Raw genomic sequence first — 24,135 nt, 5'->3', positions numbered from 1 at the left:
GCAACCTTTGGACGACAACAGGGATCAGGCATATGACGGCGGCTGAAAACAACCATGTGAACTGGCTGGTGGAACAATCGATGCTGCACGCGGCACGCCAGCGGGCCAAGCTCTATTCGGGCCAGGGCCGGTTGTGGCAACAGCCGTATGCGCAGACCCGGCCCCGTGATGCTTCGGCCCTGTCGTCGGTGTGGTTTACCGCGTACCCGGCGTCCATCGTGACCCGCGAGGGCGGCACGGTGCTGGAGGCTTTGGGGGATGAGGCGCTGTGGCAGGCGTTGTCGAAGATCGGCATCCAGGGCATCCACAATGGCCCGCTGAAGAAGTCCGGCGGCCTGAAGGGCACGCAGCACACGCCAACTATCGATGGTAATTTCGACCGCATCAGTTTCGAGATCGACCCGCAGTTGGGCACCGAGGCGCAGTTGCAGGCGTTGACGCGCATGGCGGCGGCGCACAATGCGGTGATCATCGACGATGTGATCCCGTCCCACACCGGCAAGGGCGCGGATTTCCGCCTGGCCGAGATGGCCTACGAGGACTATCCCGGCCTGTACCACATGGTAGAAATCCGCGAGGAGGACTGGGCGCTGTTGCCCGACGTCGCTGAAGGCCGTGACGCGCAGAACCTCAGCCCCGCCCAGGTCGATGCGTTGCGTGACAAACACTACATCGTCGGTCAGTTGCAGCGGGTGATCTTCTTCGAACCCGGCGTCAAGGAAACCGACTGGAGCGCGACGGACGTAGTGCTGGGCGTGGACGGCAAGCCGCGTCGCTGGGTGTACCTGCATTACTTCAAGGAAGGCCAGCCGTCGCTGAACTGGCTGGACCCGACTTTTGCCGCACAGCAGATGATCATCGGTGATGCGCTGCACGCCATCGACGTGATGGGCGCGAAGATCCTGCGCCTGGACGCCAATGGTTTTCTCGGTGTGGAGCGCAAGCTGGACGGCACGGCCTGGTCCGAGAGCCATCCACTGTCGATTACCGGCAACCAGTTGCTCGGCGGTGCGATTCGCAAGGCGGGCGGTTTCAGTTTTCAGGAGTTGAACCTCACCGTGGACGACATTGCCTCGATGTCCCATGGCGGTGCCGACCTGTCCTATGACTTCATCACCCGCCCCGCGTACCAGCACGCGCTGCTGATGGGCGATGCCGAGTTCCTGCGCCTGATGCTGCGCGAAATGCACCGCCAGGGCATCGACCCAGGCTCGCTGATCCATGCGTTGCAGAACCACGATGAGCTGACGCTGGAGTTGGTGCATTTCTGGACCCTGCACGCCCATGATACGTTCCTGTACCAGGGGCAGACCTTCCCCGGCAATATCCTGCGTGAGCACATTCGCGAACAGATGTACGAGCGTCTGGCAGGTGAGCACGCGCCGTATAACCTCAAGTTCGTGACCAATGGCGTGTCGTGCACCACCGCGAGCATTATCACGGCGGCGCTGGGCATTCGTGATCTGGAGGCGATCACCGCTGCGGATATCCAGCAGATCCGCCAGATCCATTTACTGTTGGTGATGTACAACGCGATGCAGCCGGGCGTGTTTGCCTTGTCGGGTTGGGACTTGGCGGGCGCGCTGCCGCTGGCGGCTGAAGAGGTCGAGCACTTGATGCAGGATGGCGATACCCGCTGGATTCATCGCGGGGCTTATGACCTGGTGGACCTGAACCCGGATGCGGAGCTTTCGGCGGGCCATATGCCGCGTTCGAAAAGCCTCTATGGCAGCTTGAACAGCCAGTTGCAGGATCCGGAATCCTTCGCCTCGCAACTGCAGAAAATCCTCGCTGTGCGCCGTGCCTACGACATCGCCGCCAGCCGCCAAATTTTAGTGCCGGAGGTTGAAAACTCGGCGTTGCTGGTGATGGTCCATGAATTACCGGCCGGCAAAGGCACGCAAATTACCGCGCTGAACTTCGGTGCCACACCCATCACCGAAACCCTGCATTTGCCGGATATCGCTGCCGGGATGGTGGTGGACATCATCAACGAGAGGGTGGAGGGCGACCTGACGGCGGAGGGTGAATTCACCATCACCCTGGATGCGTACGAAGGGTTGGCGCTGCGGGTGGTCAGTAGTTCGCCACTGTGACCACCCCCCCCAAGATCAATAGAGCTGGGGCACGATCAATTCCGGCGGGGTCGGGTTGCGCGAGTAATCCTCCTGCCGCACGCGCTGCGGCAGTTCGATCACCGGTAGCTCGACTTCCTCATACGGCATCTGCCCAAGCAAGTGGTGGATGCAGTTGAGCCGGGCTTTTTTCTTGTCATCGGCCTGCACCACCCACCACGGCGCTTCGGCAATGTGGGTGCGCTCGAGCATGATTTCCTTGGCTTTGGTATAGGCTTCCCAACGGCGACGCGACTCCAGGTCCATGGGGCTGAGTTTCCATTGCTTGAGCGGGTCGTGAATGCGGCTGAGAAAACGCAGGTGCTGCTCCTGGTCGGAAATCGAAAACCAGTACTTGATCAGTTGAATACCGGAGCGGGCGAGCATGCGCTCGAACTCGGGCACGGTGCGGAAGAATTCTTCGTACTGGTCCGCGTTGCAAAACCCCATGACCTGCTCGACGCCAGCGCGGTTGTACCAGCTGCGGTCGAACAGCACGATTTCGCCGGCGGCTGGCAGGTGCGAAACGTAGCGCTGGAAGTACCACTGGGTCTGCTCGCGGTCATTCGGCGCGGGCAGGGCGGCGACTCGGCAGACCCTGGGGTTCAGGCGTTGAGTGATGCGCTTGATCACGCCTCCTTTACCGGCGGCATCGCGCCCTTCGAACAGGATCACCACTTTGTGACCGGTCTTTACCACCCAGCTCTGCAATTTCACCAGTTCGCCTTGCAGGCGGAACAGTTCGCTGAAATAAATCCTGCGCGCGGCTTTCTCGGCGCTTTCACCGACGTGCTCGTCAAACAGTGCGTTGAGGTCGTGCCCGTCTTCGGATAACTCCAGTTCCAGCTCTTCGTCACTGTGATCCAGCAATTCACGATGGATGCGCTGCATCAAGGCATCTTCTATTGAGGACATGGGCGGAACTCGCGTGGTGGGGATGGCAAAGTCTTAGTCGCATTTTGTTACTAACCAATGACATCAAATGCCGTGATTGCGGTGGGAGAGGGGGACAACCAGGCGTTTTGCCACTCCACGTTCATAAAACCGTAACAAGAATGTTGCAGAGTTCCCGGGCCCGAAATCACAAGGATTTTCCTTAATGAAACGTCTGATGAAGTCTGCTGCACTCGCCGTTGCGGTTTCTCTCAGTGCCACCTCGGTGTTTGCTGCCGAGAGCATCCGCCTCACCGGTTCCGGTGCGAGTTTCCCAGCCCCGATCTACCTCACCTGGTTCAAGGATTTCAGCAAGAAGACCGAGGGTGTCACCGTTGATTACCAATCCAAAGGTAGCGGTGCGGGCGTACAGGACTTCCTGAACAAAACCGTCGACTTCGCCGCCAGCGACTCGGCCATGAAAGACGAAGACATCGCCAAGGTTGCCGAAGGCGCGCAACTGCTGCCGATGACTGCCGGTGAAATCGTGTTGGCGTTCAATCTGCCGGGCAATCCTAAAGAGCTCAAATTGCCACGCGATGTGTACTCCAACATCTTCCTGGGCAAGATCACCAAGTGGAACGATCCGAAGATCGCTGCCGCCAACCCAGGCCTGAAACTGCCAGACATGCCGATCACCGTAGTCGTACGTGCAGACTCCAGCGGCACCACCGCTGTGTTCACCAAGCACTTGGCAGCGATCAACCCTGAGTTCCAGAAAGACCTGGGCGAAGGCAACACCGTCAACTGGCCCGCCAGCGACAAGTTCATCAAATCGCCGAAGAACGATGGTGTGACCGCCACTGTGCGCCAGACCCCAGGCGCGATCGGCTACATCGAATACGGCTTCGCCAAACTGGCTAAGGTTGACTTTGCCCAGCTGCAGAACAAGGCCGGCAAATACGTGGTACCGAACGCCGAGAGCGGCGCCGAAGCCCTGGCTGCGGTGAAAATGCCGGAAAGCCTGGTGGCCTGGCTGCCGGACCCGGATGGCGCCAAGTCCTACCCGATCACTTCCTACACCTGGATGATCTTCCGCAAGGACAACGGCAACCCAGCCAAAGCCAAAGCCATGCGTGAAATGGTCGAGTACAGCCTGACCGAAGGTCAGAAAATCGCCGACTCGATGGGCTACATCCCACTGCCTCCATCGGTTGTCGATCAAGTTCGCAAAGCTTCCGCCAACATCCAGTAAGGCCGCCAGGCCGCTCCCGGTATGGGCTGTCAGCCATGCCGGGAGCGTTCCCCCCTTGTTCCGGAATTAGCCAATGAACACACCTTTTGTCGTACCGGTTAACCCGGATTCTGCGTGCCAGCCACCCTCTACGAAGGATTTCCTGGTTGACCGCACCTTCCGTGCACTTGCACGCATAGGCGTAGTGCTGGTGCTGGCGCTGGTTTTCGCGCTGGTCTTCGAAGTAGGACGCAAGGCACTTCCCGGCATGGAAAAGCACGGTTTTGATGTGCTGTTCGGCAGTGTCTGGGACGTTAACCAAGGCAAGTACGGCATTCTGCCAGCTATTTGGGGCACGCTTTACAGCGCCCTCATCGCGTTGTTGATCGCAGGTTTTTTCGGCGTCAGCATGGCGATTTTTCTCACCCAGGATTTCCTGCCGGCAAAACTCGCGGCGGTGTTTCGCACCATCGTTGAACTGCTCGCAGCCATCCCCAGCGTGGTCTACGGCCTCTGGGGCATATATGTGGTGATCCCGGCCATCCGCCCGCTGACTGCGTGGCTGAACACTGAACTGGGCTGGATCCCGTTTTTCGGCACATCCCTGAGCGGACCGGGCCTGCTGCCGGCGGCGCTGGTGCTAGCCATCATGATTCTGCCGACCATTGCCGCTGTTTCCCAGGATGCTCTCACCGGTGTGCCGATGAAAACCAAGCAGGCCGCCTACGGCATGGGCACCACCCACTGGGAAGCGATTCTCAAAGTGATGGTGCCATCCGCCGCGACCGGCATCTTCGGTTCCCTCGTGCTAGGCCTCGGTCGCGCCCTGGGTGAAACCATGGCCCTGGCCATGCTGGTGGGCAACGCGAACAACATCTCGCTTTCGCTGTTTGCACCGGCCAACACCCTGGCGGCCTTGTTGGCGCTGAACTTCCCCGAAGCCGGCCCGAACGAGATCGAAGTGTTGATGTACGCCGCACTGGTCCTGATGTTTATCACGCTGCTGGTGAACATCATCGGTTCGATGATCATGGTCTACGCCCAGCGGGGTACCAAATAATGACTGATCTCTCTACGCCTATCACCGCCATGCCTAGCCTGCAGCGCCGGTTCGAAGGCCGCGCATTGCGCAGCCTGGTGCTGACCACGCTGGTGTGGCTCGGTGCGCTGCTGGCCAGTGTGCCGTTGATTTCCGTGCTCTACATGCTGATCACCCGTGGCGGCGCACGCCTGAGCCTGGAAGTGTTCACTGAACTGCCACCCACCGGCTTCGAGACCGGCGGTGGCTTCGGCAACGCCATGGCCGGTACGTTCGTGATGGTCGGTATTGCTGCCGCCATCGCCGTGCCGGTTGGCATCCTGGCTGCCATCTTCCTTGCGGAGCTGGGCCCGGACAGCAAACTGGCCAACGCCTCGCGCTTTGCCGCCAAGATGCTCACCGGCTTGCCATCGATCCTGGCGGGTGTGTTCGCCTACGCCTTGGTGGTGATGACCACCGGAACCTACTCGGCGCCGGCCGGTGGTGTGGCGCTGGCGGTGCTGATGCTGCCAATCGTGGTGCTGACGGCTGAAGAGTCGATGAAGATGGTGCCCAAGATCATGAAGGACGCGGCGTACGGCATGGGCTGCACCCGCTCGCAGGTGATCTGGAAAATCGTCTTGCCCACCGGCATGCCCGCGATCCTGACCGGCGTGATGCTCGCTGTAGCACGTGCCGCCGGCGAAACCGCACCTCTGTTGTTTACCGCGCTGTTCAGTAACTACTGGATCTACCACGACGGCAGCCTGGCGGTCATGAATCCGACGGCGTCGCTTGCCGTGTTGATTTACAACTTCTCCGGCATGCCTTTCGACAACCAGCTCGAGCTCGCATGGGCGGCCTCGTTGGTGCTGGTAATGATCGTGCTGGTCGTGAATATCGTGAGCCGTATTTTCGGCAAGCCCAAGTACTAAGAACGGGAGCACCTGAATTTTGAACGTCTCAACTGCGCAAAAAGCCGCTCCGTTTGTCACCCAGGCACCTGTGGTCATGGACTGCAAGCTGGACAAGATTTTCTACGGCAACTTCATGGCGGTGCGTGATAGCCATGTGCCAATCGAGAAAAACAAGATCACCGGCTTCATCGGGCCGTCCGGCTGTGGCAAGTCGACTGTGCTGCGTAGCCTCAACCGCATGAACGACCTGGTGAAAGGTTTCCGTTTCGAAGGCCACGTGCATTTCCTCGGCCAGGACGTGTACGGCAAGGGCGTTGATCCGGTGGTCGTACGCCGTTACATCGGCATGGTGTTCCAGCAGCCGAACCCTTTTTCGATGAGCATTTTTGACAACGTGGCCTTTGGCCTGCGCCTGAATCGCTATAAGGGCGACCTGGGCGACCGCGTCAAGCACGCGCTGCAAGGCGCGGCGTTGTGGGATGAGGTCAAGGACAAGCTCAAGGTCAGCGGCCTCTCGCTGTCCGGCGGCCAGCAGCAACGCCTGTGCATCGCCCGCGCCATCGCGACCGAGCCGGAAGTGCTGCTGTTGGACGAACCTTGCTCGGCGCTCGACCCTATCGCCACGCGCCGTGTCGAAGAGCTGATGGTCGAGTTGAAAAAGGATTACACCATCGCGCTGGTCACCCACAACATGCAGCAGGCGATCCGTGTGGCCGACACCACCGCGTTTTTCTCGGTGGACATCTCCCAGGGCACCCGTACCGGTTATCTAGTGGAAATGGGCCCGACCGCGCAGATTTTTGAAAACCCGCGTGAGCAAATGACCGGGGACTACATCAGCGGCAAGTTCAGCTGAACCATGCACCGTCTTTCAGGAATGCCAATGCCTGCAACACATCGTCTTGATCTGGCGGCGATCGAACGCGCACTGCGTGAGGTCCAGGCCCGTTTTGCCCAGCTCAGCCGGGACTTCACCGAGCCACGCGACCCGCTGACAGACGAAGTGCTGCAGAATGTGCTTGAAGGTTATGCCCTGATTGACGACTATGTTGCGCGCGGTGTCGACCTGTTCGACCTCCAGCAACTGAACCTGATGCTGGAGATCAATGCCACGGTGCTCTGTGGCAAAGACCCGGTACGCCGGCAGGAATACGCGCAACACCTGGCAGCGACCGAAGTGCACTTTTTCAACAATGTCGAAGGTGGCATCAAGGATCTGTACAACTGGTATTGCAAGCACCATAACGAATCCGTATGGAAGCGAGCAGCCGGGGTCTACGTGCGGGTCCTGAGCAAGCCGCAGTTATTCATTGAAGGCAATCACCGCAGTGGGTCGCTGATCGTCAGTTACCTGCTGATGCGCGAGGGGTTACCACCGTTTGTGCTGACCCTGGACAACGCCGAGGGTTATTTCAACCCGTCCTCGGTGATACGCAACTCCGCCAAGCATGGCGTCATGGCCTTGTACGAATTGCCCAAGATCAAGAAAAAATACGCAGCGTTCCTGGAAGATAACGCCCCAGACCCAACCGAGTTTTTCCTGAGCGACACACCAGCGCCCGCCCACCTAGGGGGCCATTGATGGGAAGGTACCCAGTGCTCGACACGATCAAGCGTGTGTTCAAGCGTCAGCGAATCCGTATTTCGTTCGACATCGACGACACACTGGCCTGCCAGCTCCACCACAGTGCGACCGAACACAGCCGCTTGCCGGCGTGTGTGCACCGTTGGTTGGGTGAGCCCCTGCGCAGCGGAACGCGCTCTTTGACCCGTGAGCTGCGTCGCCAGGGCTGCAGTGTCTGGGTCTACACCTCGTCCGGCCGCACGCCGTCCTACATCCGCCGTTGGTTGTTGCTGTACGGCATCCATGTCGACGGCGTGGTCAACAGCGTGCGACATAACCAGGCCCTGACCGAACGCGGGCTGACGAGTACACCGTCAAAATTCCCACCGGCCTTCGATATCGATTTGCATGTTGATGATTCTGAAGGTGTTCAGCTTGAAGGCTTCGACCACGGGTTTCGCGTGGTGGTCGTGGACCCGCAAGATGAGCAGTGGGCGCAGCGTGTGTTGGAGGCTGTTGCACAGGTCCAGGCGCAGCTGGCTCGCCAACAGCCCCAGAGGCACAAAGTCCCTGTACGGGCTTATCCAGGGCTGACGTTGAACGGATAAAACAAATGGGGCGACTGATTGATCAGTCGCCCCTCGTGTTTACTGGTTGTTCAACGCCCCAAGAAACTCAGTATGGCGCAACACCTTCGAAAACATCGACAGCGTGAAGTTTTCGGCCGCCTTTTGCTGTTCGTCGGTGAACGTCGCTGTGCAGTCGGCCAGCGTCACCACGTTGTAACCCTTCTCATAACCTGATCGAACTGTGCCTTCGACGCAGCAGTTGGTCAGGAATCCCGCCACCACCAGGTTCTGGATGCCATTGTTGCGCAGCACCAAGTCCAAACCCGTGGTTGCGAAGCCATCCAACCCGCGCTTGCCTTCCACAAGTATATCCCCGGGCTCATGGCTGATCGCCTCGGTCATCTCGGCGCCCCAACTGCCGGAAAGGAAAGCTGCGCCATCGGCAACGCCCTTCAAGATTCCATAGTCACGCTTCGTCAGTTCCGGGTAGCCCTCAGCGAACTGGATCGGCAGGTGAATGATCTTCACGCCCAGCGCGCGTGCCTGTTGCACGGTCGTCGCGGTGTTGGCCAACATGTCGGACTGGTGCATCACGTCTTTGACGGCGTCATGAAACACGCCACCTGCGGTGGTGAAGTCGTTTTGGAACTCGATCAGGACAAGTGCGGTGGCGTTTGGATTCATGATGAGGCTCCGAGAGATATCACTGAATTGGACCCTTCAGAGTATATTCACTGAATCCAAGAAACCAGCGCCAGCGACGGAGTCTGTCGTCGAGTAGTTACGGGGACGCACGCTTCACCTGCTTCCTGGAGCGTGATGTCCATTGCGTTGGCAGGGCGCCACGATAGCGGGTCAGGTGACACACGTAGTTGGATGACATTGCGGTTTTACATCAGATGCTTACCTAGCTCACTGATCTACCAAGCTTTTTTACCGACTTGCTGAAGCAAGAAAGCTGCCCCGCGACCTTGCGTCAAAGCGACTGGATCTATATATTCCCAACCCTGCAACACGCGCTGCCGCCCGAATGGCGAAACTGGTAGACGCATGGGACTTAAAATCCCCCGCTCGTAAGGGCGTCCCGGTTCGATTCCGGGTTCGGGCACCATCATTTGGTTTCACGACCTCCCAGGACGTCGCTGAAGCCCGCAAAGAACCTGCCTTGCGCAGGTTTTTTTGTGCCCAGGTTTTTAGCCGGATGTACTCCTGCCCCTCGCTGAGCCCACCAAAACGCTGACGAGTCTTTTTGAACAGATACTTAGCTGTGATTTCAAGATTCAGTCAAAGCGCGTACGAAGTAACACTCAAGAAATCAGGACGTTTCTGACGCTGACAGTGCTTCCACAGGGCCGCTGTCGCGGTATTAACTTGGGCACCTTTATTGAGGGTCTGCTCATGTCTGAAGATTTGCTTAAATTGTTCTCTACCGAGGTCATGCAAAACGGGCCGGAGTCGACGCTGCCTTGTAACTTGAGCGACCAGTGGCTTGAGGTTTTATCCGCGCAGTTGGAGGATTTTTTCGAGAATGATTTGGATGAGTGCCTTTCACTCCCCATGATGGCGGTACTTCATATTCTGTTCGCGAAAAATAAAGGGGAGGCGATCTCGGAAACTCACGACAGGCTTTTTGATCATCTTTGCAACTATCGGATAGAGCTGGGGTTGGAAGAGATCAGACGGAAAACGGATGTGAGTGTAGAGCCCGCCAGTTTAGAGGCCATCCTCACGAATCGCACAGTGACCTTTGAGAGATAGGTCGATTGATTACTTCGAAGTACAAATGATGTGCCCGGCCCTGCATTTATTCACCCAACACAACCTCCTAGAGTTCATCCCATTCGCCGCCCCGTCATTTCGGCAGGGTGTGAACTGGAGAACGTCTGATGCCCTGTGTAAATACAACTGAATCGCGCAATAACCTGGTGGAGTCCACATCGTGACGCGTCCTGTCAGTATCGACTTCGTGTCGGATGTCATGTGCCCTTGGTGTGCACTCGGCGCTGTAGCGCTGCAACAGGCTATCGAGAATCTTGCGGGCGAAGTTGCGGTGGAACTGACCTTCAAACCCTTTGAGCTGAACCCGGATATGCCGCCCGAGGGAGAAAACGCCGTTGAACACATGATGCGTAAATATGGCCGCACGAGAGCCGAAGTTGCCGCGCGCAATGACGTAGTGATCGCCCGTGGCAACGCCTTGGGCTTCACGTTCGACTTGGCGAAGCGTACTCATTTCTACAACTCTTTCGACGCCCATCGGCTGTTGCTCTGGGCGTTAGTTGACGGTCGCCAAGTGGCGCTGAAGCACCTTCTGTTCAAGGCGCATTTCAGTGATGGGGAGAACATCAGCAGCCGCGACACCTTGGTGCGTCTTGCCGGTGAGGCGGGGCTCTCGACCGTACGCGCCCAAGGGGTGCTGGACAGCGGGGAGTTCGCCGTTGAAGTCCGTGAGCTTGAAGACTTTTATTTCAGGCGCGGCGTCAGTTCTGTCCCGGCCATGGTACTGAATGGGCGTCACCTGGTGGCTGGCTCACAATCCGTCGAGGAATACGAACAAGCCATCAGGCAAATAGCAGGTGACGCCGTGATTACACGAACGGCTGACCACTGAACCCGCGTGGCAAACGCTGCAAACCTGGCAGGTCGGTAAGGCGCTGCGTCCACGCGCTGCGCCAGTCAACGTGGGTCTGAGTCTTGGCTTTTCGATTGGCACGGCGAGCGGCGTTGCGCTGGGTCCGACGCGCTTCTTTATAGGCATCGGTATTGCGGCAGGTACGGCATTTGACCCGGTTCAGCTCGGTGCTGGAAGGGAGGTTGGTGCCGTGGTGGCCACAGGCCAAGTGACCTGCAACCTTGAAGTGAATGACCATGTAAGCGTCTCCTTCTTGGGGGTACGCACATCGGTAGACCCACGATGCGCGCGGGGAGGGCGGGGTTTTGAAAAACCTCGACACCTAGGGTTACGACCCCAACAACCAGACAGCGTTCGGTTTTGGCTATAGACCTGTTCAAGCCTGGGACCTGAGGCTAACCTGCCACGCTACCCATCAAGAATAAGGAAGCAATGATGAGCGTCGACTCCCTGCCAATCGAGGGCAGTTGCCGTTGTGAGCGTGTGCGCTTCAGCGTGAGTGCCGCCCCGGTGATCACTATGGCCTGCCATTGCACCGGCTGCCAGAAGATGTCTTCCAGCGCGTTCTCATTGAGCGCGCTGATTCCCGCCAGCGGCTTCACGGTGACCCAGGGTTGCCCGGTGATCGGCGGTATGCAGGCCGTGGATCGCCATTATTTCTGTCCCCATTGCATGAGCTGGCTGTTCACGCGACCCCATGGCATCGATGAGTTCGTCAACGTGCGCGCCGCCTTACTGGATAACGCCAGCGGTTACGTGCCGTTCATGGAGACCTGGACCCGCGAGAAGCTGCCGTGGGCCTCCACCCCAGCGGTGGAAAGCTTTGCTCAGTTGCCCGAGCCTCAGGAATTTCCGCGCTTGATGCAGGCCTACGCCGAGTTCAGTCGATCAACGCCAGCAAGTCAGTAGTGCCCACATCCAACCCCGCCTGGGTCAGCAAGGTTGTGGCCTGGCCACGGTGGTGGGTCTGGTGATTGAAGAAGTGCACCAACAGGCTGAAGAAGTTTTTATCGGCGCTCACGCCGCGCATGTTGCTGTAATGCAGGCGATGGTCCAGGTCGATCTCCTGCACGGTGTGGCTCCAATCGACAATGAGTTGATCCAGCCAGCTGCGATGGGCTGCCAGCTCGCGTATATCCGCGAAGGCCAATTGTTTGAGATCGGCAGGGGCAGAAACTGCATTCAGCGGAGCCAATGCTGCGTAGCCTGCTGGATGCTGCGCAAAACGCTTGAGCCAGACGGTATCGCCCAGCGCCAAGTGGTTAAGCGTACCGAGGATCGAGCCGAAAAACGCCCGTCGATCCCTCGCCAACTCCGCGGCCGTCAGTGTCAGGGCCGCGTCATAGAGCTTGCGGTTCATCCACTGGTTGTAATTTGCCATCAGTGCGATGTGCTCAGTCCGGTTCACTTGGGTTTTCTCTGGAAGTCGCGATAGCGTCATGATAGGCCGTGACCGCCCGGCGGTCATGGTGTTCCGGCAAGGCCGGGCTATGGTTGATAGACGCCAACGCTGCGCCCTCGGAGGGTGACACCATGAACACCAGTGATTTACTTGAACAACTCTTGCGCGCCGGGCAAGGCGGCAGTGCGTCATCCGGCGGACTGGGTGGGCTCCTCGGTGGGTTATTGAAAGGCACCAGCACCGGTAATGCTTCGGCCGGTGGCGGCCTGGGTGGGTTGTTGGGAGGCTTGGGCGGTATGTTAGGCGGTGCGTCTGCGACACGTCCGACGCAAGGGCGTTCCGGTGGGATGAACTACGCCGCACTGGCGTCGTTGGGGATGGCGGCATTTCAGGCGTATCAAAGCTGGCAACGCCAGCAAGCCAGCGCGCCGCAGCAAGCGATCCAAACGGTTGACCAACTCGAAGGTGCACAGGCTGAAGCGCATAGCCATGGGGTGTTACGTGCGCTGATTGCAGCGGCCAAGGCCGATGGCAAGATCGATGAGCAGGAGCAGCAGATGATCTCCGCCGAGATAGGTCGCCATACCGATGACATCCAATTGCAGCAATGGCTGGACGCCGAAGTCGCCAAGCCGTTGGATGCAGCGGACTTTGCTGAATACGCTCATGACCCGGCGTTGGCGTCAGAGATCTACCTGGCCAGTGTGATGTTGGTGGACGATCAGCAGGACGCCGAGCGCAACTACCTGGATGACCTGGCGGGGCAGTTGCAAATCGACGCGCAATTGCAACTGCACCTGGAACAACAAGCCAAGGCCTAGAACCGTAATGTGGCCCCGGTGGTGAGCCATTGCGCGCGCTCACCGATCAGGCTGCGCCCGACCACCAGGTCCACGTCGACAAATTCGCCGACGTGAAACCTGGGCCCGGCCTGCCATGCCTGGTCACCGCCATCCTGGCCGTAACGCTCGGCGATCAGCGTCAATGAATGCGCCACCTGGTACTCAAGGCCAGTGCCCCAGGTCAGGCGGTGTTTTTGGTCGCCGTCGTTGTAGGCGTGGGACCAACCGGCATTCAGGTTCAACCGCAGTGGCTCCAGTGGCTGCCATGTCAACGGGATATTGAAGTCGGCGCCATCAAAGCCATGTCGGCGGTCGTGTGCAAAATGCGCACCGGCTGACACGGCCATTTCCAGCCCCAGATCTTCCCGCGACCATACGTGCGCCTTGAGCTGTGGGTTCACTTGGGTTTCGCCCTTGTCTGCGCTGGTAGCGCGGGACAGGGCTGCGCCCCATTGCACCGAAGGCAGCGCCGCAAAGGTGCAGGCAGGCGACAGCGTTTCAGTGTGAGTGCTGCCATCGTGGCGGTTGGCGGTGTGCCAGGCGTCGACATTGCATTCGCCCGGCGCATTGATCGCGCCGTCATCGACCACGTAAGAACCACCGGCCGCATTGGCCTTGGACAGCAAGGCAATCGCCAACAGAATGCCCAGGGTAAGTCCGATAAAGATCAGGTTGCGCTGCAACGCGCGACGCTTGGCCGGTGGTAGCAGCAACAGAGTATGACGCGCACCTCGGTAGTGACGCGCACGGTATTTGGCGAACCCGTCCTGGCGGGGTTGCGTGTGTTTTTTGTGCATGATGCACCTCGCATGAATTCAGCTTTCTACGGTCAGCACCGAAATGCCGCTGGCTTTGGCCTGGCAGACCAGCTCGCAAGTGTCGTCACCACCGGGTAGGGCGATGACCACGTCCGGGCGGCTGTCGGTCAGCATGAAATGGTTGCGCTGGCGTTCCGCCTGCTTGCCGTGGCGTTGCCAGTTGGGCGGGTAGCGCACCACGTCGATGCTCAGTTCCCGTGCCCAGTCCTCGACGTCGCTGCCGAGGAATTGGTTGCCGCCGTGGATCAATACCTGCACCGGGCGCAGGCGGTGGTAAGCGTCCAGCACTTGGCGGGACATTTTGGTGTCGGCGTAATGACGACCTGCACAGATCAAGACGCGCATAAGGTGATTCCTTGTGTTGCACGGTGGCGGCCGGGCGACCGCCACCGTTTAAACGGCGGGGGGGATCAGTACCACTGCTTGAAGCGGCGGATGTAGATCGTCTTCATCAGTTGGGCCACGCAGCAGTAGCTGAGCAGGGTGCCCACCAGCCATGGGAAGTACGCCAGCGGCAGCGGTTGCAGGCCTACCAGGGTGCCCAGTGGCGAGAACGGCACGTAGATCCCCAGCACGATCACCACACAAGTCATCATCAATACCGGCCAGGCGGCGGTGCTCTGGAAGAACGGGATCTTGCGGGTCCGTAGCATGTGCACGACCAGGGTTTGCGAGAGCAGGCCCTCGATGAACCAGCCGGACTGGAACAGGGTCTGCATTTCCACACTGTTGGCGGCGAACACGTACCACATCAGTGCAAAGGTGGTGATGTCGAAGATCGACGAGGTCGGCCCGATCCAGATCATGAACCGGCCGATGTTCTTCGCATCCCACTTACGCGGCTTGGCCAGGTACTCCTTGTCCATCTTGTCCCACGGCAAGGCGAGCTGGGAGATGTCGTACATCAGGTTCTGCAACAGCAGGTGGATCGACAGCATCGGCAGGAACGGAATGAACGCACTGGCCACCAGCACCGAGAACACGTTGCCGAAGTTGGAGCTGGCCGTCATGTTCAGGTACTTCATGATGTTGCCGAAGGTTTCGCGGCCCTTGAGCACGCCTTCTTCCAGCACCATCAGGCTCTTCTCCAGCAGGATGATGTCGGCCGATTCCTTGGCGATATCGGTGGCTGTATCGACCGAGATACCCACGTCGGCATCGCGCAGTGCCGGTGCATCGTTGATTCCATCACCGAGGAAACCCACGGTGTGGCCGTTGGCTTGCAGCGCCTTGAGCACGCGGGACTTCTGCAGCGGTGTCAGCTTGGCGAACACGGTGCGTTCTTCCACGCGGCGCAGCAGCGTGGCGTCGTCCATGGCTTCAATTTCAGCTCCCAGCAGCGGCTGGCCTGGATCGAGACCGACCTGGCGGCAGATCTTGCTGGTGACCACGGCGTTGTCGCCGGTCAACACCTTGATTGCCACGCCGATCTGTTGCAGGGCCGCAATCGCAGGGCCGGCGGTTTCCTTCGGTGGATCAAGGAAAGTCAGGAAGCCCTGGATCACCAGGTTGCGCTCGTCGGCAGTGGTGTACTGTTGGCGTGCCATCGATTTAGGAATGTGGCGGGTGGCGACCACCAGCACACGGAACCCGTCTTCGTTGTAGTCGTTGGCAATCGCCAGCAGTTCTTCACGGCGACGCTCGTCCAGCGGCACGGCGGCGCCCGCTTCCATGACATGGGTGGAAATGCTCAGCATCTCTTCCACGGCACCTTTGCACACCAGCAGTTGGTCATCGGCAGCATCCTTGACCACGATGGATAGGCGACGGCGCACGAAGTCGAACGGCAATTCATCAACCTTGCTGTAGGCGAACGGCACCTTGAACTTCGGGTTCTGCTCCGAGAATTCCACCACCGCCTGGTCCATCAGGTTCTTCATGCCGCTCTGGTGATGGCTGTTGAGCCAGGCCAGGGACAGCACGGCATCATCACGCTGGCCGAAAGCGTTGACGTGGTGTTCGAGGATGATCTTGTCCTGGGTCAGGGTGCCGGTCTTGTCGGTGCACAGCACGTCCATCGAGCCGAAGTTCTGGATCGCGTTGAGGCGCTTGACCACCACTTTGCGCTTGGCCATGGCGGTGGCGCCCTTGGCCAGGTTGGCGCTGACGATCATCGGCAGCATTTCCGGGGTGAGGCCGACGGCCACCGCCAGGGCAAACAGGAACGCATCGCCCCAGTCGCCCTTGGAGAAGCCGTTGAGCAGGAACACGATCGGCACCATCACCAGCATGAAACGGATCAGCAACCAGCTGACGCTGTTCACCCCGCGATCGAACGCGGTTTGTACTCGGGAACCGACAATCGCTTTGGCCAGGGAGCCAAAGTAAGTGCGCGGCCCGGTGGCGACCACCACGGCTTTTGCACGGCCGCTGACCACGTTGGTGCCCATGAAGCAGATGTTCGGCAGGTCCAGCAGGTTGCCCTGGTCGGCAACCACTGGCCCGGCGGATTTCTGCGTGACGTTACCCAGGGTGTCGTACTTTTCCACCGGCAAGGCTTCGCCGGTGAGCACCGCCTGGCTGATGAACAGGTCGCGGGATTCGATCAGGCGGATGTCCGCCGGGATCATGTCGCCGGCCGACAGCTGCACGATATCGCCGGCCACCAGCTCGCGCATCGGCACTTCGCGCAGGGTCGGTTGCGAACCTACCTGCTCACGGCGCAACACGGTGGCCGTAGTGCGTACCATGGCTTTCAGCGCTTCGGCGGATTTGGCCGAGCGGTGTTCCTGCCAGAAGCGCAGCAGGCTGCTGAGTAGCACCATGGTCATGATGATGATGACTTTGGTTGGGTCAGCGTCTTCGCCTTCCTGCATCGGCAGCCAGCAGTCCGTGAAGAAACTGATACCGGCCAGGGTCAGCAGCACATAGATAAAGGGGTTATTCAGTGCCTGCAGGAACTGGACGATGGCGTGAGGCGGCTTATCGTGGGCAACTTCGTTGTAGCCTTCACGTTGCAGGCGAGCGGAGGCGTCCAGTTCGGTCAAGCCGTCCTGGGTGGCACGTACGTTCGCCAGGGTGGCCGACAGGCCGTTGTGGGCTTCGCGGGCGGCACGCATCGACAGTTTGGTGTCGGCGTCGGTGCCATTCTTTTTGTGCAGAGGCGGGTTTTTTACGGCGCTCATTGTCTGTACTCCTGTCGCCAATTTTCGACAAAACATACCCGGTACTTACCTGAATACAGGCGAGCGAAAGCATGCCGAGTCGCTAACTTCGCGATCGGTTTAAATAAGGTGTTCACATAACTTCTACAGTGCCCGCTAACAGCGCGTTAGTTAACTAGCGCGCAGCGGGCTACTACTGGACGTGTTCATAAAGAACTCCAGAACATGGATCAGGAAGTTGCTGTTTCCAGCCGGGTCAGGCGGCGCGAGCGCTCACATAAAGACCGAGCATCAAGCTGGCCTGTGCCAGGCTGGAAACCTTGGGTCTCTGTGGGTCTTGAGGGTCGGCGTGATCCCAGTGCTGCACCAGTTGGCCGCTTTCCGGGCAGATACGCCAATGCGCCAGCGGGTAGGCCGGGCGCACTTGAGGGGAGGGTGCAGCAAAAGCAGAGCGGGTAGGCGAAAAACCTACGGGCTCACGGCACAGCTTGGCGCGCAGGGCGGCCGCTAGTGTGCGTACATCAGGCAAAACAAGGGCTTGGAAGGTCATAACACACCTCGGGACCGGACGAGCGACCGGCGAGGCAGTTACGGTGGAGCATCGAGCTCTAGCGCAGCTTACCGGACCGGGGTGGCGAGTCCTGTCATATTCTGGGTTTGGCGCCCGATGCCCGCGTAAGCGGTGCTCGGACAGCGACTAGATACTGTGTCCATTGGCTTCTTTTGTGAGGTTTAAAAAAGGCCCCAGTTGCGGGCACGGGCAATCTACTCACGACGCCGCAGGATGTCAACGCTTAATGTATTAATTCATTACAAGTTCAGAGTTCGTTCAGACAGAAGGCCTGTTTCATTTCGTTAGGTACTTACACTTAGTCAGGGTTTCGAGTGTGAGGGTATTTATTCTCCGCTAAGGAGATGAGCGGGCTTGCCCGTATCCCCCCTGGGAGGATACGATCAGCGCATCGCCGAAGGAGCCTCTCAATGAGCGAACATGCCCACCAAACCCACGAAGCCATCGTTAAACGCCTCAAGCGTGCCGAAGGTCATTTGCGCAGCATCACCAGCATGATCGAGGGGCAGCGCCCGTGTGTGGATATCGCCCAGCAATTGCACGCGGTGGAGAAAGCCATCTGCCAGGCCAAGCGCACGCTGATCCAGGACCATATCGACCATTGCCTGGAAGGCAGCGTGACGCTGGATGGCCAGGCCTCGTTGGCCGAGCTCAAGCAACTGACCAAGTACCTGTAGGCCGCGAGGGGAGATTCCCATGTTCGATGTGCTGAGCAATAAGACGTACCGGCGCCTGTTCTTCGCTCAGATTATTGCGCTGATCGGCACTGGCTTGACGACGGTGGCCCTGGGGCTGCTGGCATTCGACCTGGCGGGTGATCAAGCCGGTACCGTGCTCGGCACGGCGTTGGCGATCAAGATGGCGGCCTATATCGGCGTTGCGCCGGTGGCGGCAGCCTTTGCGGAGCGTTTGCCGCGCCGGGCGATGCTGGTTAGCCTGGACCTGATCCGCGCCCTGGTCGCCTTGGCGTTGCCGTTTGTCACGGAGATCTGGCAGGTCTATTTGCTGATTTTTGTGCTGCAGTCTGCCTCGGCGGCATTTACGCCGACCTTTCAAGCGACCATTCCCGAGATCCTCCCCGATGAAGCGCAGTACACCAAGGCCCTGTCCCTTGCGCGCCTGGCGTACGACATGGAAAGCGTGATCAGCCCGATACTCGCGGCGATGTTGCTGAGCATCATCAGTTTCCACAGCTTGTTTGCCGGGACGTCAGTGGGCTTTTTTATCTCGGCGCTGCTGGTGTCTTCGGTGCTGCTGCCGCAGGCCAGAGCGGCGGTGCGGCGGGGTATCTATGACCGCACCACCCGTGGTCTGCGGATTTTCCTGGCGACCCCGCGTCTGCGCGGTTTGCTCGCGCTCAACCTGGCGGTGGCGGCCGCGAGTGCGATGGTCATCGTCAACAGTGTGGTGCTGGTACAGTCGGGATTTGCCTTGCCGCAACGCTTCACGGCGTTTGCACTGGCAGCGTTCGGGGCCGGTTCGATGATGGCTGCATGGGCGTTGCCGAGGGTGCTGGCGCGCCTCAGTGATCGCACCGTGATGATTTCAGGCGCCGGCTTGCTGATCATGGGGCTCAGCGTGGGTGTCTACCTGTCGGATTACCGACAAATGCTGCTGTTGTGGTGGATGCTGGGCCTGGGTTATTCCCTGGGGCAGACCCCAGGCGGGCGCCTGTTGCGTCGCTCCGCTCATGCCGAAGACCGGCCTGCGTTGTTTGCTGCGCAATTCGCGTTGTCGCATGTCTGCTGGCTGCTGACTTACCCCTTGGCCGGCTGGCTCAGTGCCAACTTCGGAATGTCGCAGACATTTGCCAGCCTGGCGTTTGTGGCTACCTTGGCACTGATCGCCTGCGCCAGCCTCTGGCGGCCAGAACATGAGCAACCTGCGGTGGTGCATGAACACCCTGATCTGCCCGGGGGGCATCCGCACTTGGCACGCAATAAAGCGGGAATGCACGGGCATGCCTACGTCATCGATGACCTGCACCGCCGCTGGCCAGCTTGATCAAATGCCTTGCGCGGCCAATATCGCCAGATAGATCAGCACCAGCCCACAGGCGGCATAACTGATGCGCTGCCAGGTGGGCGAGGCATTCTGGCGCAACAAGTTGACCAGCCCCGCGAGCAGAAAGCACGACAGCACCGACGCCAGCATGAAGCCGGCAAAGAACATCAGCGTCTGCCCGTGGCTGGGCGTGGTGCCGACGATGCCTGACAGCGCGCTGCCCAACGCGCCCCAGTAAACAATGTTTTTCGGGTTGGCCAGGGAGATCGCCGCCCCGGTGGCCAGTGCGTTTTGCCGAGTGCTGGCGGGTGCATCGTCTGACTCAGGTAGCTTCCAGGCGTCGATCAGGCTGCGAATGCCGAGCCAAGCCAGGTACAACGCACACACCACCGTCAACGGCACGCGCACGGCGTCATGCTGGATCAGCAAAGCGATGCCGGTCAGGCCGATTATCGCCCACACTGCATCGCCCACCAGTGAACCGAACTGCACCAGCAAGGCCGGTGTGAAGCCGTGCAGCAAGCCACGGCGCAAAGTCTCTGCCAACACCGCGCCGGGTGAGAGGCAGAACACGAAACCGAATACCAGTGCGTAGAAAAAGATCGTCAGCATGCCCACATTCCTTCAAGAGATGGCAGGCAGTGTGAGGATGAGCCGAGGTGGTGTCTTGGACCAGATTGCGCTGTTCAGCGTTTAACCGCGCTTTGATAGAGACCCGGGGTGATGCCGTAAGCGGAGCGAAAGTGCCGATTGAGGTGGCTTTGATCGGCAAAGCCCAGGTGATGGGCGACGTCGGAAGCTGCCATACCGTTGCGTAATAGGCCTTTGGCGCGGCGCGTACGCAACTGCATGGCCCACTCACGGGGCGTCAGCCCGGTTTCTTTCTGGAAGGCGCGCAGCAGGTGGAATTTGGAGAGACCCACCTCAGCGCCAAGGTGGTCCAGCGTCAGGGGTTGATGCAGTTGCTCGGCAAGCAGTTCCTGGGCGCGACTGATCAGAGGCTTGCCGGTGCCGGTGCCGGTGCCGGTGCCGGTGCTGCCTGGCAGACGCACACCGCTGATATCCACGACTTCCCCCAACAGCAGCACCAACGCCTCTTCATTCAGTTCGCGAACCAGCGTGTCGTTACTCAACGCGCACTTGATCGCCGTCGCCAGTCGCAGCGCAAGGTCGGGTTGGAAGCACAGTGATCGATCAAACTCCAGATGCGCCAGCCCAAGGTCCGTCGCCAATTGATCCGCGGTGGCGTACAGGCTCACAAAGTGCCAGGGCACACCGTCTGCCGCGCCGCCACCCTGAATCTGGCCGGGGTTGTACAAGGTGATGGAGCCGGGTCCGGCGTGGAACTCCCGACGGTCGAGCCAGACTTTTTCTTCGCCCAGCAGGTTCACGCCGATCACGCATTCATCATGACTATGACGGGCAAAGGTCAGGCCGGTGCAGGCGGTGCTGCTGATTTCATAGCGGCCCAGCCAGGCGTGTCGCACGGCGCTCATTGATTCAACTCAGTCAGGAGACAGGCACGAGCATACGCTGGCAAGCGGGCTCAGATCGACCGTTGATTGACGCGGTGCGAGAGTTCGTCGGCGCTTTCCTTGCGCTCCGAATAGCGGTCCACCAGGTCCGGGCGCTCGCGCAGCAGCAGGGTGAACTTCACCAGTTCCTCCATTACATCGACCACGCGGTCGTACAGGGCGGAGGGCTTCATGCGGTCCTGATCGTCGAACTCCATGAACGCCTTGGGCACCGAGGATTGATTGGGGATGGTGAACATGCGCATCCAGCGCCCCAGCACGCGCAACTGGTTAACCGTATTGAAGGACTGCGAGCCGCCGGACACCTGCATCACCGCCAAAGTTTTACCTTGGGTCGGGCGCACGGCGCCAAGGGCCAGCGGCACCCAGTCGAGCTGCGCCTTGAACACCGCTGACATCGAACCGTGGCGCTCGGGTGAGCACCACACCTGGCCTTCGGACCACTGCATCAGTTCCAGCAGCTCTTGGACTTTGGGGTGGTCACGCGGCGCATCGTCGGGCAGTGGCAAACCGCTGGGGTTGAAGATGCGCGTTTGCGCACCGAAGTGCTGCAACAGGCGTGCGGCTTCTTCTACCAGCAGCCGGCTGAAGGAGCGTTCGCGGGTCGAGCCGTAGAGCAGCAGGATGCGCGGTGGTTGGGCTGAGCCGTCCGATTTTGACGGGAACAGGGTCAGGTCCAGGTTGGGCAGGGTGGTCATAGGGCCTCCGATTACAGCTCGGCAATTCGAGCGAGTTCTGCCTTGAGTTCAGTTGGGCTGAGCTCGGCAAACGGCAGGATGAAAAACGCTCGACAGCGCGTGGCAATGGTCTTCAGCGTGGCGTCGAATGCCGCCTGCACGCGTGCATCGTCACCCTGCACATCCGAAGGGTCTTCCAACCCCCAGTGCGCCTTTACCGCTGGCCCGAAATACACCGGGCAAGCTTCGCCGGCCGCCTTGTCGCACACGGTAATCACCACGTCCGGCGGGCTGCCTTCGAACACGTCGTTGCCTTTGCTGTACAGGCCTTCGGTGCGGATGCCGGCGGCCTGCAAGGTGCTCAGGCTGCGCGGCAGGACCAAGCCCTTGGGAAAGCTGCCGGAGCTGATCGCCTCGAAACCGTCTGGCGCCAAGTGGTTGAACATCGCTTCGGACAGGATGCTGCGGCAGCTGTTGGCGGTACACATGAACAGGACTTTCATGGAGCGATCTCCTTTTAGAAACTCAGTCGCAAGGCGAGGGCGGCGAGGGTGATCAACAGCACCGGCAAGGTCAGCACAATGCCGACCTTGAAGTAGTAGCCCCAGGTGATGGTGATGCCCTTGCGTGCCAGGATATGCAGCCACAGCAAGGTGGCGAGGCTGCCGATGGGGGTGATTTTCGGGCCCAGGTCACTGCCGATCACGTTGGCGTAGATCATCGCGTCCTTGACCACGCCCACGGCATGGCTGGACTCAATGGACAGCGCGCCGATCAACACCGTCGGCAGGTTGTTCATCGCCGAGGACAGCAACGCCGTCAGCACGCCCGTGCCCATGGCTGCGCCCCACACGCCGTAAGTGGCGAAGGTATCGAGCCAGGTCGCCAGGTAGGTGGTGAGGCCGGCGTTACGCAAGCCATAGACCACCAGGTACATACCGAGGGAAAAAACCACGATCTGCCACGGCGCTTCCTTCAGTACTTTGCGCGTGGAAATCTTGTGGCCCTTGGCGGCGATCACCAGCAGGAGCACGGCGCACACGGCGGAAATCGCGCTGATCGGAATGCCCAGCGGTTCCAGTGCAAAGCAGCCTACCAGCAGGATGCCCAGCACCCACCAACCGGCACGGAAGGTGGCGCGGTCGTGGATGGCGCTGGCGGGGTCCTCAAGGTCCGCGGGGTCGTAGGTTTGCGGGATGTCGCGGCGGAAGAACCACAGCAGCACCGCCAGCGTGGCCGCGACGCTGACAAAGTTCACCGGCACCATCACGGCGGCGTATTCGTTGAAGCCGATCTTGAAGTAGTCGGCCGAGACGATATTCACCAGGTTCGACACCACCAGCGGCAGGCTCGCCGTATCAGCGATAAAGCCCGCGCCCATGACGAACGCCAAGGTGGCCGCTGGAGAAAAGCGCAGCGCCAGCAGCATCGACATCACGATCGGCGTCAGGATCAGTGCCGCGCCGTCGTTGGCGAACAGCGCCGAGACCAAGGCGCCGAGCAACACCATATAGGCAAACAAACGTCGGCCGCGTCCACGTCCCCAGCGTGCGACATGCAGCGCAGTCCAGGCAAAGAAGCCGGCTTCGTCCAGTAACAGGCTGATGATGATCAGCGCGACAAAGGTCCCCGTGGCATTCCAGATGATGTGCCACACCACGGGAATGTCAGTCACGCTGATCACGCCGCAGGCGAGGGCCAGGATCGCGCCCATCGTGGCGCTCCAGCCGACACCCAAACCTTTGGGCTGCCAGATGACCAGGACGATGGTGAAGATGAAAATGGCAATTGCGACAAGCATGAATAAAGGCTCCGATGGCTCAGCAGCAGGTGCTGGCCCGTTGTGGTCTGTCGCCCATTGCATCCAGACGCTGCGCGTCGTTATGCAACCATGGCTGGTTGGCTTGTAGGGTGGTAAGCAGCACTTCGGTCACCCACTCGGGCAATGCCGGGTTGATGCGGTAGTAGATCCATTGACCCTGACGACGATCCAGCAGCAACCCGCAACTGCGCAGTTGCGCCAAGTGGCGGGAGATCTTGGGCTGGCTGTCATCCAAGGCATGGATCAGTTCGCACACGCAAAGTTCGCCTTCACGCAGGATCAGTAACGTCAGGCGTGCCCGGGTGGCATCGGCCAGGCATTTGAAGAGGGTGGGTGGGGCGATGAGGTCCGACATGGCCAAGGCCTGTGTATATATGGTTATTCGAATATACGGATTTCCATATGTATCAGTCAAACCCCGTTTCAATTGATATGGATC

At 59.8% G+C, this 24,135-nt stretch carries 27 protein-coding genes and 1 tRNA gene; 14 read left to right on the top strand and 14 right to left on the bottom strand.

Annotated elements, in window-relative coordinates; all coding sequences use genetic code 11:
- The first annotated feature begins 32 nt into the window (after positions 1-32).
- Positions 33-2,096 carry a maltose alpha-D-glucosyltransferase gene (gene treS, locus U367_RS0106765; RefSeq protein ID WP_028616258.1) on the top strand — a complete coding sequence of 688 codons (2,064 nt, stop codon included), beginning with the start codon at positions 33-35 and terminating at the stop codon, positions 2,094-2,096.
- A 15-nt stretch (positions 2,097-2,111) separates the two neighbouring features.
- Here treS and ppk2 read toward each other — a convergent pair whose 3' ends face one another.
- A complete protein-coding gene (gene ppk2 / locus U367_RS0106760; RefSeq protein WP_028616257.1) occupies positions 2,112-3,029 on the bottom strand; it encodes a polyphosphate kinase 2 in 918 nt (305 codons plus the stop codon).
- A 184-nt stretch (positions 3,030-3,213) separates the two neighbouring features.
- Between ppk2 and pstS the strand changes: the two genes are divergently transcribed.
- The 6 genes from pstS (at position 3,214) to U367_RS0106730 (ending at position 8,328) form a co-directional block, all read left to right on the top strand.
- Positions 3,214-4,242, top strand: coding sequence for a phosphate ABC transporter substrate-binding protein PstS (pstS, locus tag U367_RS0106755; protein WP_016978033.1), 1,029 nt, complete (start codon positions 3,214-3,216; stop codon positions 4,240-4,242).
- 73 nt (positions 4,243-4,315) lie between these two features.
- Positions 4,316-5,281, top strand: coding sequence for a phosphate ABC transporter permease subunit PstC (pstC, locus tag U367_RS0106750; RefSeq protein WP_016978032.1), 966 nt, complete (start codon positions 4,316-4,318; stop codon positions 5,279-5,281).
- A complete protein-coding gene (gene pstA / locus U367_RS0106745; protein WP_028616256.1) occupies positions 5,281-6,174 on the top strand; it encodes a phosphate ABC transporter permease PstA in 894 nt (297 codons plus the stop codon). Before pstC ends, pstA begins: the two co-directional genes overlap by 1 nt.
- Positions 6,175-6,250: 76 nt before the next feature.
- On the top strand, positions 6,251-7,012 hold the full coding sequence (gene pstB, locus U367_RS01000000129915) for a phosphate ABC transporter ATP-binding protein PstB (RefSeq protein WP_010210300.1): 762 nt from the start codon (positions 6,251-6,253) through the stop codon (positions 7,010-7,012).
- A 27-nt stretch (positions 7,013-7,039) separates the two neighbouring features.
- A complete protein-coding gene (locus tag U367_RS0106735; RefSeq protein WP_028616255.1) occupies positions 7,040-7,738 on the top strand; it encodes a hypothetical protein in 699 nt (232 codons plus the stop codon).
- Complete coding sequence (locus tag U367_RS0106730; protein ID WP_028616254.1) at positions 7,738-8,328, top strand: hypothetical protein; 591 nt, start codon at positions 7,738-7,740, stop codon at positions 8,326-8,328. The genes U367_RS0106735 and U367_RS0106730 overlap by 1 nt, the downstream gene beginning before the upstream one ends.
- A gap of 39 nt (positions 8,329-8,367) precedes the next feature.
- Here the strand turns inward: U367_RS0106730 and U367_RS0106725 are convergent, their stop codons facing one another.
- Complete coding sequence (locus U367_RS0106725) at positions 8,368-8,973, bottom strand: cysteine hydrolase (RefSeq protein WP_028616253.1); 606 nt, start codon at positions 8,971-8,973, stop codon at positions 8,368-8,370.
- A gap of 340 nt (positions 8,974-9,313) precedes the next feature.
- On the opposite strand from U367_RS0106725, the gene U367_RS0106720 reads away from it, so the two are divergent.
- From U367_RS0106720 to U367_RS0106710, 3 genes are all read left to right on the top strand, one after another.
- Positions 9,314-9,400: transfer RNA gene (locus U367_RS0106720), tRNA-Leu, on the top strand.
- Between the two features lie 287 nt (positions 9,401-9,687).
- Complete coding sequence (locus U367_RS0106715) at positions 9,688-10,047, top strand: hypothetical protein (protein ID WP_050587842.1); 360 nt, start codon at positions 9,688-9,690, stop codon at positions 10,045-10,047.
- Positions 10,048-10,228: 181 nt separating this feature from the next.
- Positions 10,229-10,900, top strand: a complete 672-nt coding sequence (locus U367_RS0106710) for a DsbA family oxidoreductase (RefSeq protein ID WP_028616251.1) — start codon at positions 10,229-10,231, stop codon at positions 10,898-10,900.
- On the opposite strand, the gene U367_RS0106705 is transcribed toward U367_RS0106710, so the two are convergent.
- Complete coding sequence (locus U367_RS0106705) at positions 10,878-11,159, bottom strand: hypothetical protein (RefSeq protein WP_028616250.1); 282 nt, start codon at positions 11,157-11,159, stop codon at positions 10,878-10,880. The genes U367_RS0106710 and U367_RS0106705 overlap by 23 nt on opposite strands.
- Before the next feature lie 197 nt (positions 11,160-11,356).
- Between U367_RS0106705 and U367_RS0106700 the strand changes: the two genes are divergently transcribed.
- The gene (locus U367_RS0106700; RefSeq protein WP_028616249.1) at positions 11,357-11,830 is read left to right on the top strand and encodes a GFA family protein; all 474 of its coding nucleotides are present in this window, start codon (positions 11,357-11,359) and stop codon (positions 11,828-11,830) included.
- On the opposite strand, the gene U367_RS0106695 is transcribed toward U367_RS0106700, so the two are convergent.
- Positions 11,802-12,329: a DinB family protein gene (locus U367_RS0106695; RefSeq protein WP_028616248.1), complete on the bottom strand. Its 528-nt coding sequence runs from the start codon at positions 12,327-12,329 to the stop codon at positions 11,802-11,804. The two genes, U367_RS0106700 and U367_RS0106695, sit on opposite strands and share 29 nt — an antisense overlap.
- Before the next feature lie 125 nt (positions 12,330-12,454).
- Between U367_RS0106695 and U367_RS0106690 the strand changes: the two genes are divergently transcribed.
- Complete coding sequence (locus U367_RS0106690; protein WP_028616247.1) at positions 12,455-13,144, top strand: tellurite resistance TerB family protein; 690 nt, start codon at positions 12,455-12,457, stop codon at positions 13,142-13,144.
- On the opposite strand, the gene U367_RS0106685 is transcribed toward U367_RS0106690, so the two are convergent.
- The 4 genes from U367_RS0106685 to U367_RS0106670 form a co-directional block, all read right to left on the bottom strand.
- Positions 13,141-13,962, bottom strand: a complete 822-nt coding sequence (locus U367_RS0106685; RefSeq protein ID WP_028616246.1) for a hypothetical protein — start codon at positions 13,960-13,962, stop codon at positions 13,141-13,143. The two genes, U367_RS0106690 and U367_RS0106685, sit on opposite strands and share 4 nt — an antisense overlap.
- A gap of 18 nt (positions 13,963-13,980) precedes the next feature.
- On the bottom strand, positions 13,981-14,328 hold the full coding sequence (locus tag U367_RS0106680; protein WP_028616245.1) for a DUF2493 domain-containing protein: 348 nt from the start codon (positions 14,326-14,328) through the stop codon (positions 13,981-13,983).
- Between the two features lie 65 nt (positions 14,329-14,393).
- The gene (mgtA, locus tag U367_RS0106675) at positions 14,394-17,108 is read right to left on the bottom strand and encodes a magnesium-translocating P-type ATPase (protein ID WP_028616244.1); all 2,715 of its coding nucleotides are present in this window, start codon (positions 17,106-17,108) and stop codon (positions 14,394-14,396) included.
- A gap of 235 nt (positions 17,109-17,343) precedes the next feature.
- Positions 17,344-17,637 (bottom strand): hypothetical protein, encoded by a 294-nt coding sequence (locus U367_RS0106670; protein WP_016975784.1) that lies wholly within the window; start codon positions 17,635-17,637, stop codon positions 17,344-17,346.
- Positions 17,638-18,068: 431 nt separating this feature from the next.
- Here U367_RS0106670 and U367_RS0106665 point away from each other — a divergent pair, with 431 nt between their 5' ends.
- Positions 18,069-18,335 carry a metal-sensing transcriptional repressor gene (locus U367_RS0106665; RefSeq protein ID WP_028616243.1) on the top strand — a complete coding sequence of 89 codons (267 nt, stop codon included), beginning with the start codon at positions 18,069-18,071 and terminating at the stop codon, positions 18,333-18,335.
- A 19-nt stretch (positions 18,336-18,354) separates the two neighbouring features.
- Positions 18,355-19,662, top strand: a complete 1,308-nt coding sequence (locus U367_RS0106660; RefSeq protein WP_028616242.1) for an MFS transporter — start codon at positions 18,355-18,357, stop codon at positions 19,660-19,662.
- Here U367_RS0106660 and U367_RS0106655 read toward each other — a convergent pair whose 3' ends face one another.
- From U367_RS0106655 to U367_RS0106625, 6 genes are all read right to left on the bottom strand, one after another.
- On the bottom strand, positions 19,663-20,274 hold the full coding sequence (locus tag U367_RS0106655; protein WP_028616241.1) for a LysE family transporter: 612 nt from the start codon (positions 20,272-20,274) through the stop codon (positions 19,663-19,665). It lies immediately after the preceding gene.
- A gap of 74 nt (positions 20,275-20,348) precedes the next feature.
- Positions 20,349-21,158: an AraC family transcriptional regulator gene (locus U367_RS0106645; RefSeq protein ID WP_028616240.1), complete on the bottom strand. Its 810-nt coding sequence runs from the start codon at positions 21,156-21,158 to the stop codon at positions 20,349-20,351.
- 50 nt (positions 21,159-21,208) lie between these two features.
- Positions 21,209-21,895: an arsenical resistance protein ArsH gene (gene arsH / locus U367_RS0106640; protein WP_028616239.1), complete on the bottom strand. Its 687-nt coding sequence runs from the start codon at positions 21,893-21,895 to the stop codon at positions 21,209-21,211.
- Between the two features lie 11 nt (positions 21,896-21,906).
- A complete protein-coding gene (locus U367_RS0106635; RefSeq protein WP_028616238.1) occupies positions 21,907-22,377 on the bottom strand; it encodes an arsenate reductase ArsC in 471 nt (156 codons plus the stop codon).
- A 14-nt stretch (positions 22,378-22,391) separates the two neighbouring features.
- Positions 22,392-23,675 (bottom strand): arsenic transporter, encoded by a 1,284-nt coding sequence (locus tag U367_RS0106630; protein ID WP_028616237.1) that lies wholly within the window; start codon positions 23,673-23,675, stop codon positions 22,392-22,394.
- A 19-nt stretch (positions 23,676-23,694) separates the two neighbouring features.
- Positions 23,695-24,051: a metalloregulator ArsR/SmtB family transcription factor gene (locus U367_RS0106625; protein ID WP_028616236.1), complete on the bottom strand. Its 357-nt coding sequence runs from the start codon at positions 24,049-24,051 to the stop codon at positions 23,695-23,697.
- Positions 24,052-24,135: the final 84 nt, after the last annotated feature.

It is taken from the genome of Pseudomonas canadensis (assembly GCF_000503215.1).
Taxonomy (GTDB): Bacteria; Pseudomonadota; Gammaproteobacteria; order Pseudomonadales; family Pseudomonadaceae; genus Aquipseudomonas; species Aquipseudomonas canadensis.
Note: the sequence above shows the minus strand (reverse complement) of the source record. Positions and strands in the feature narration are given on the sequence as shown.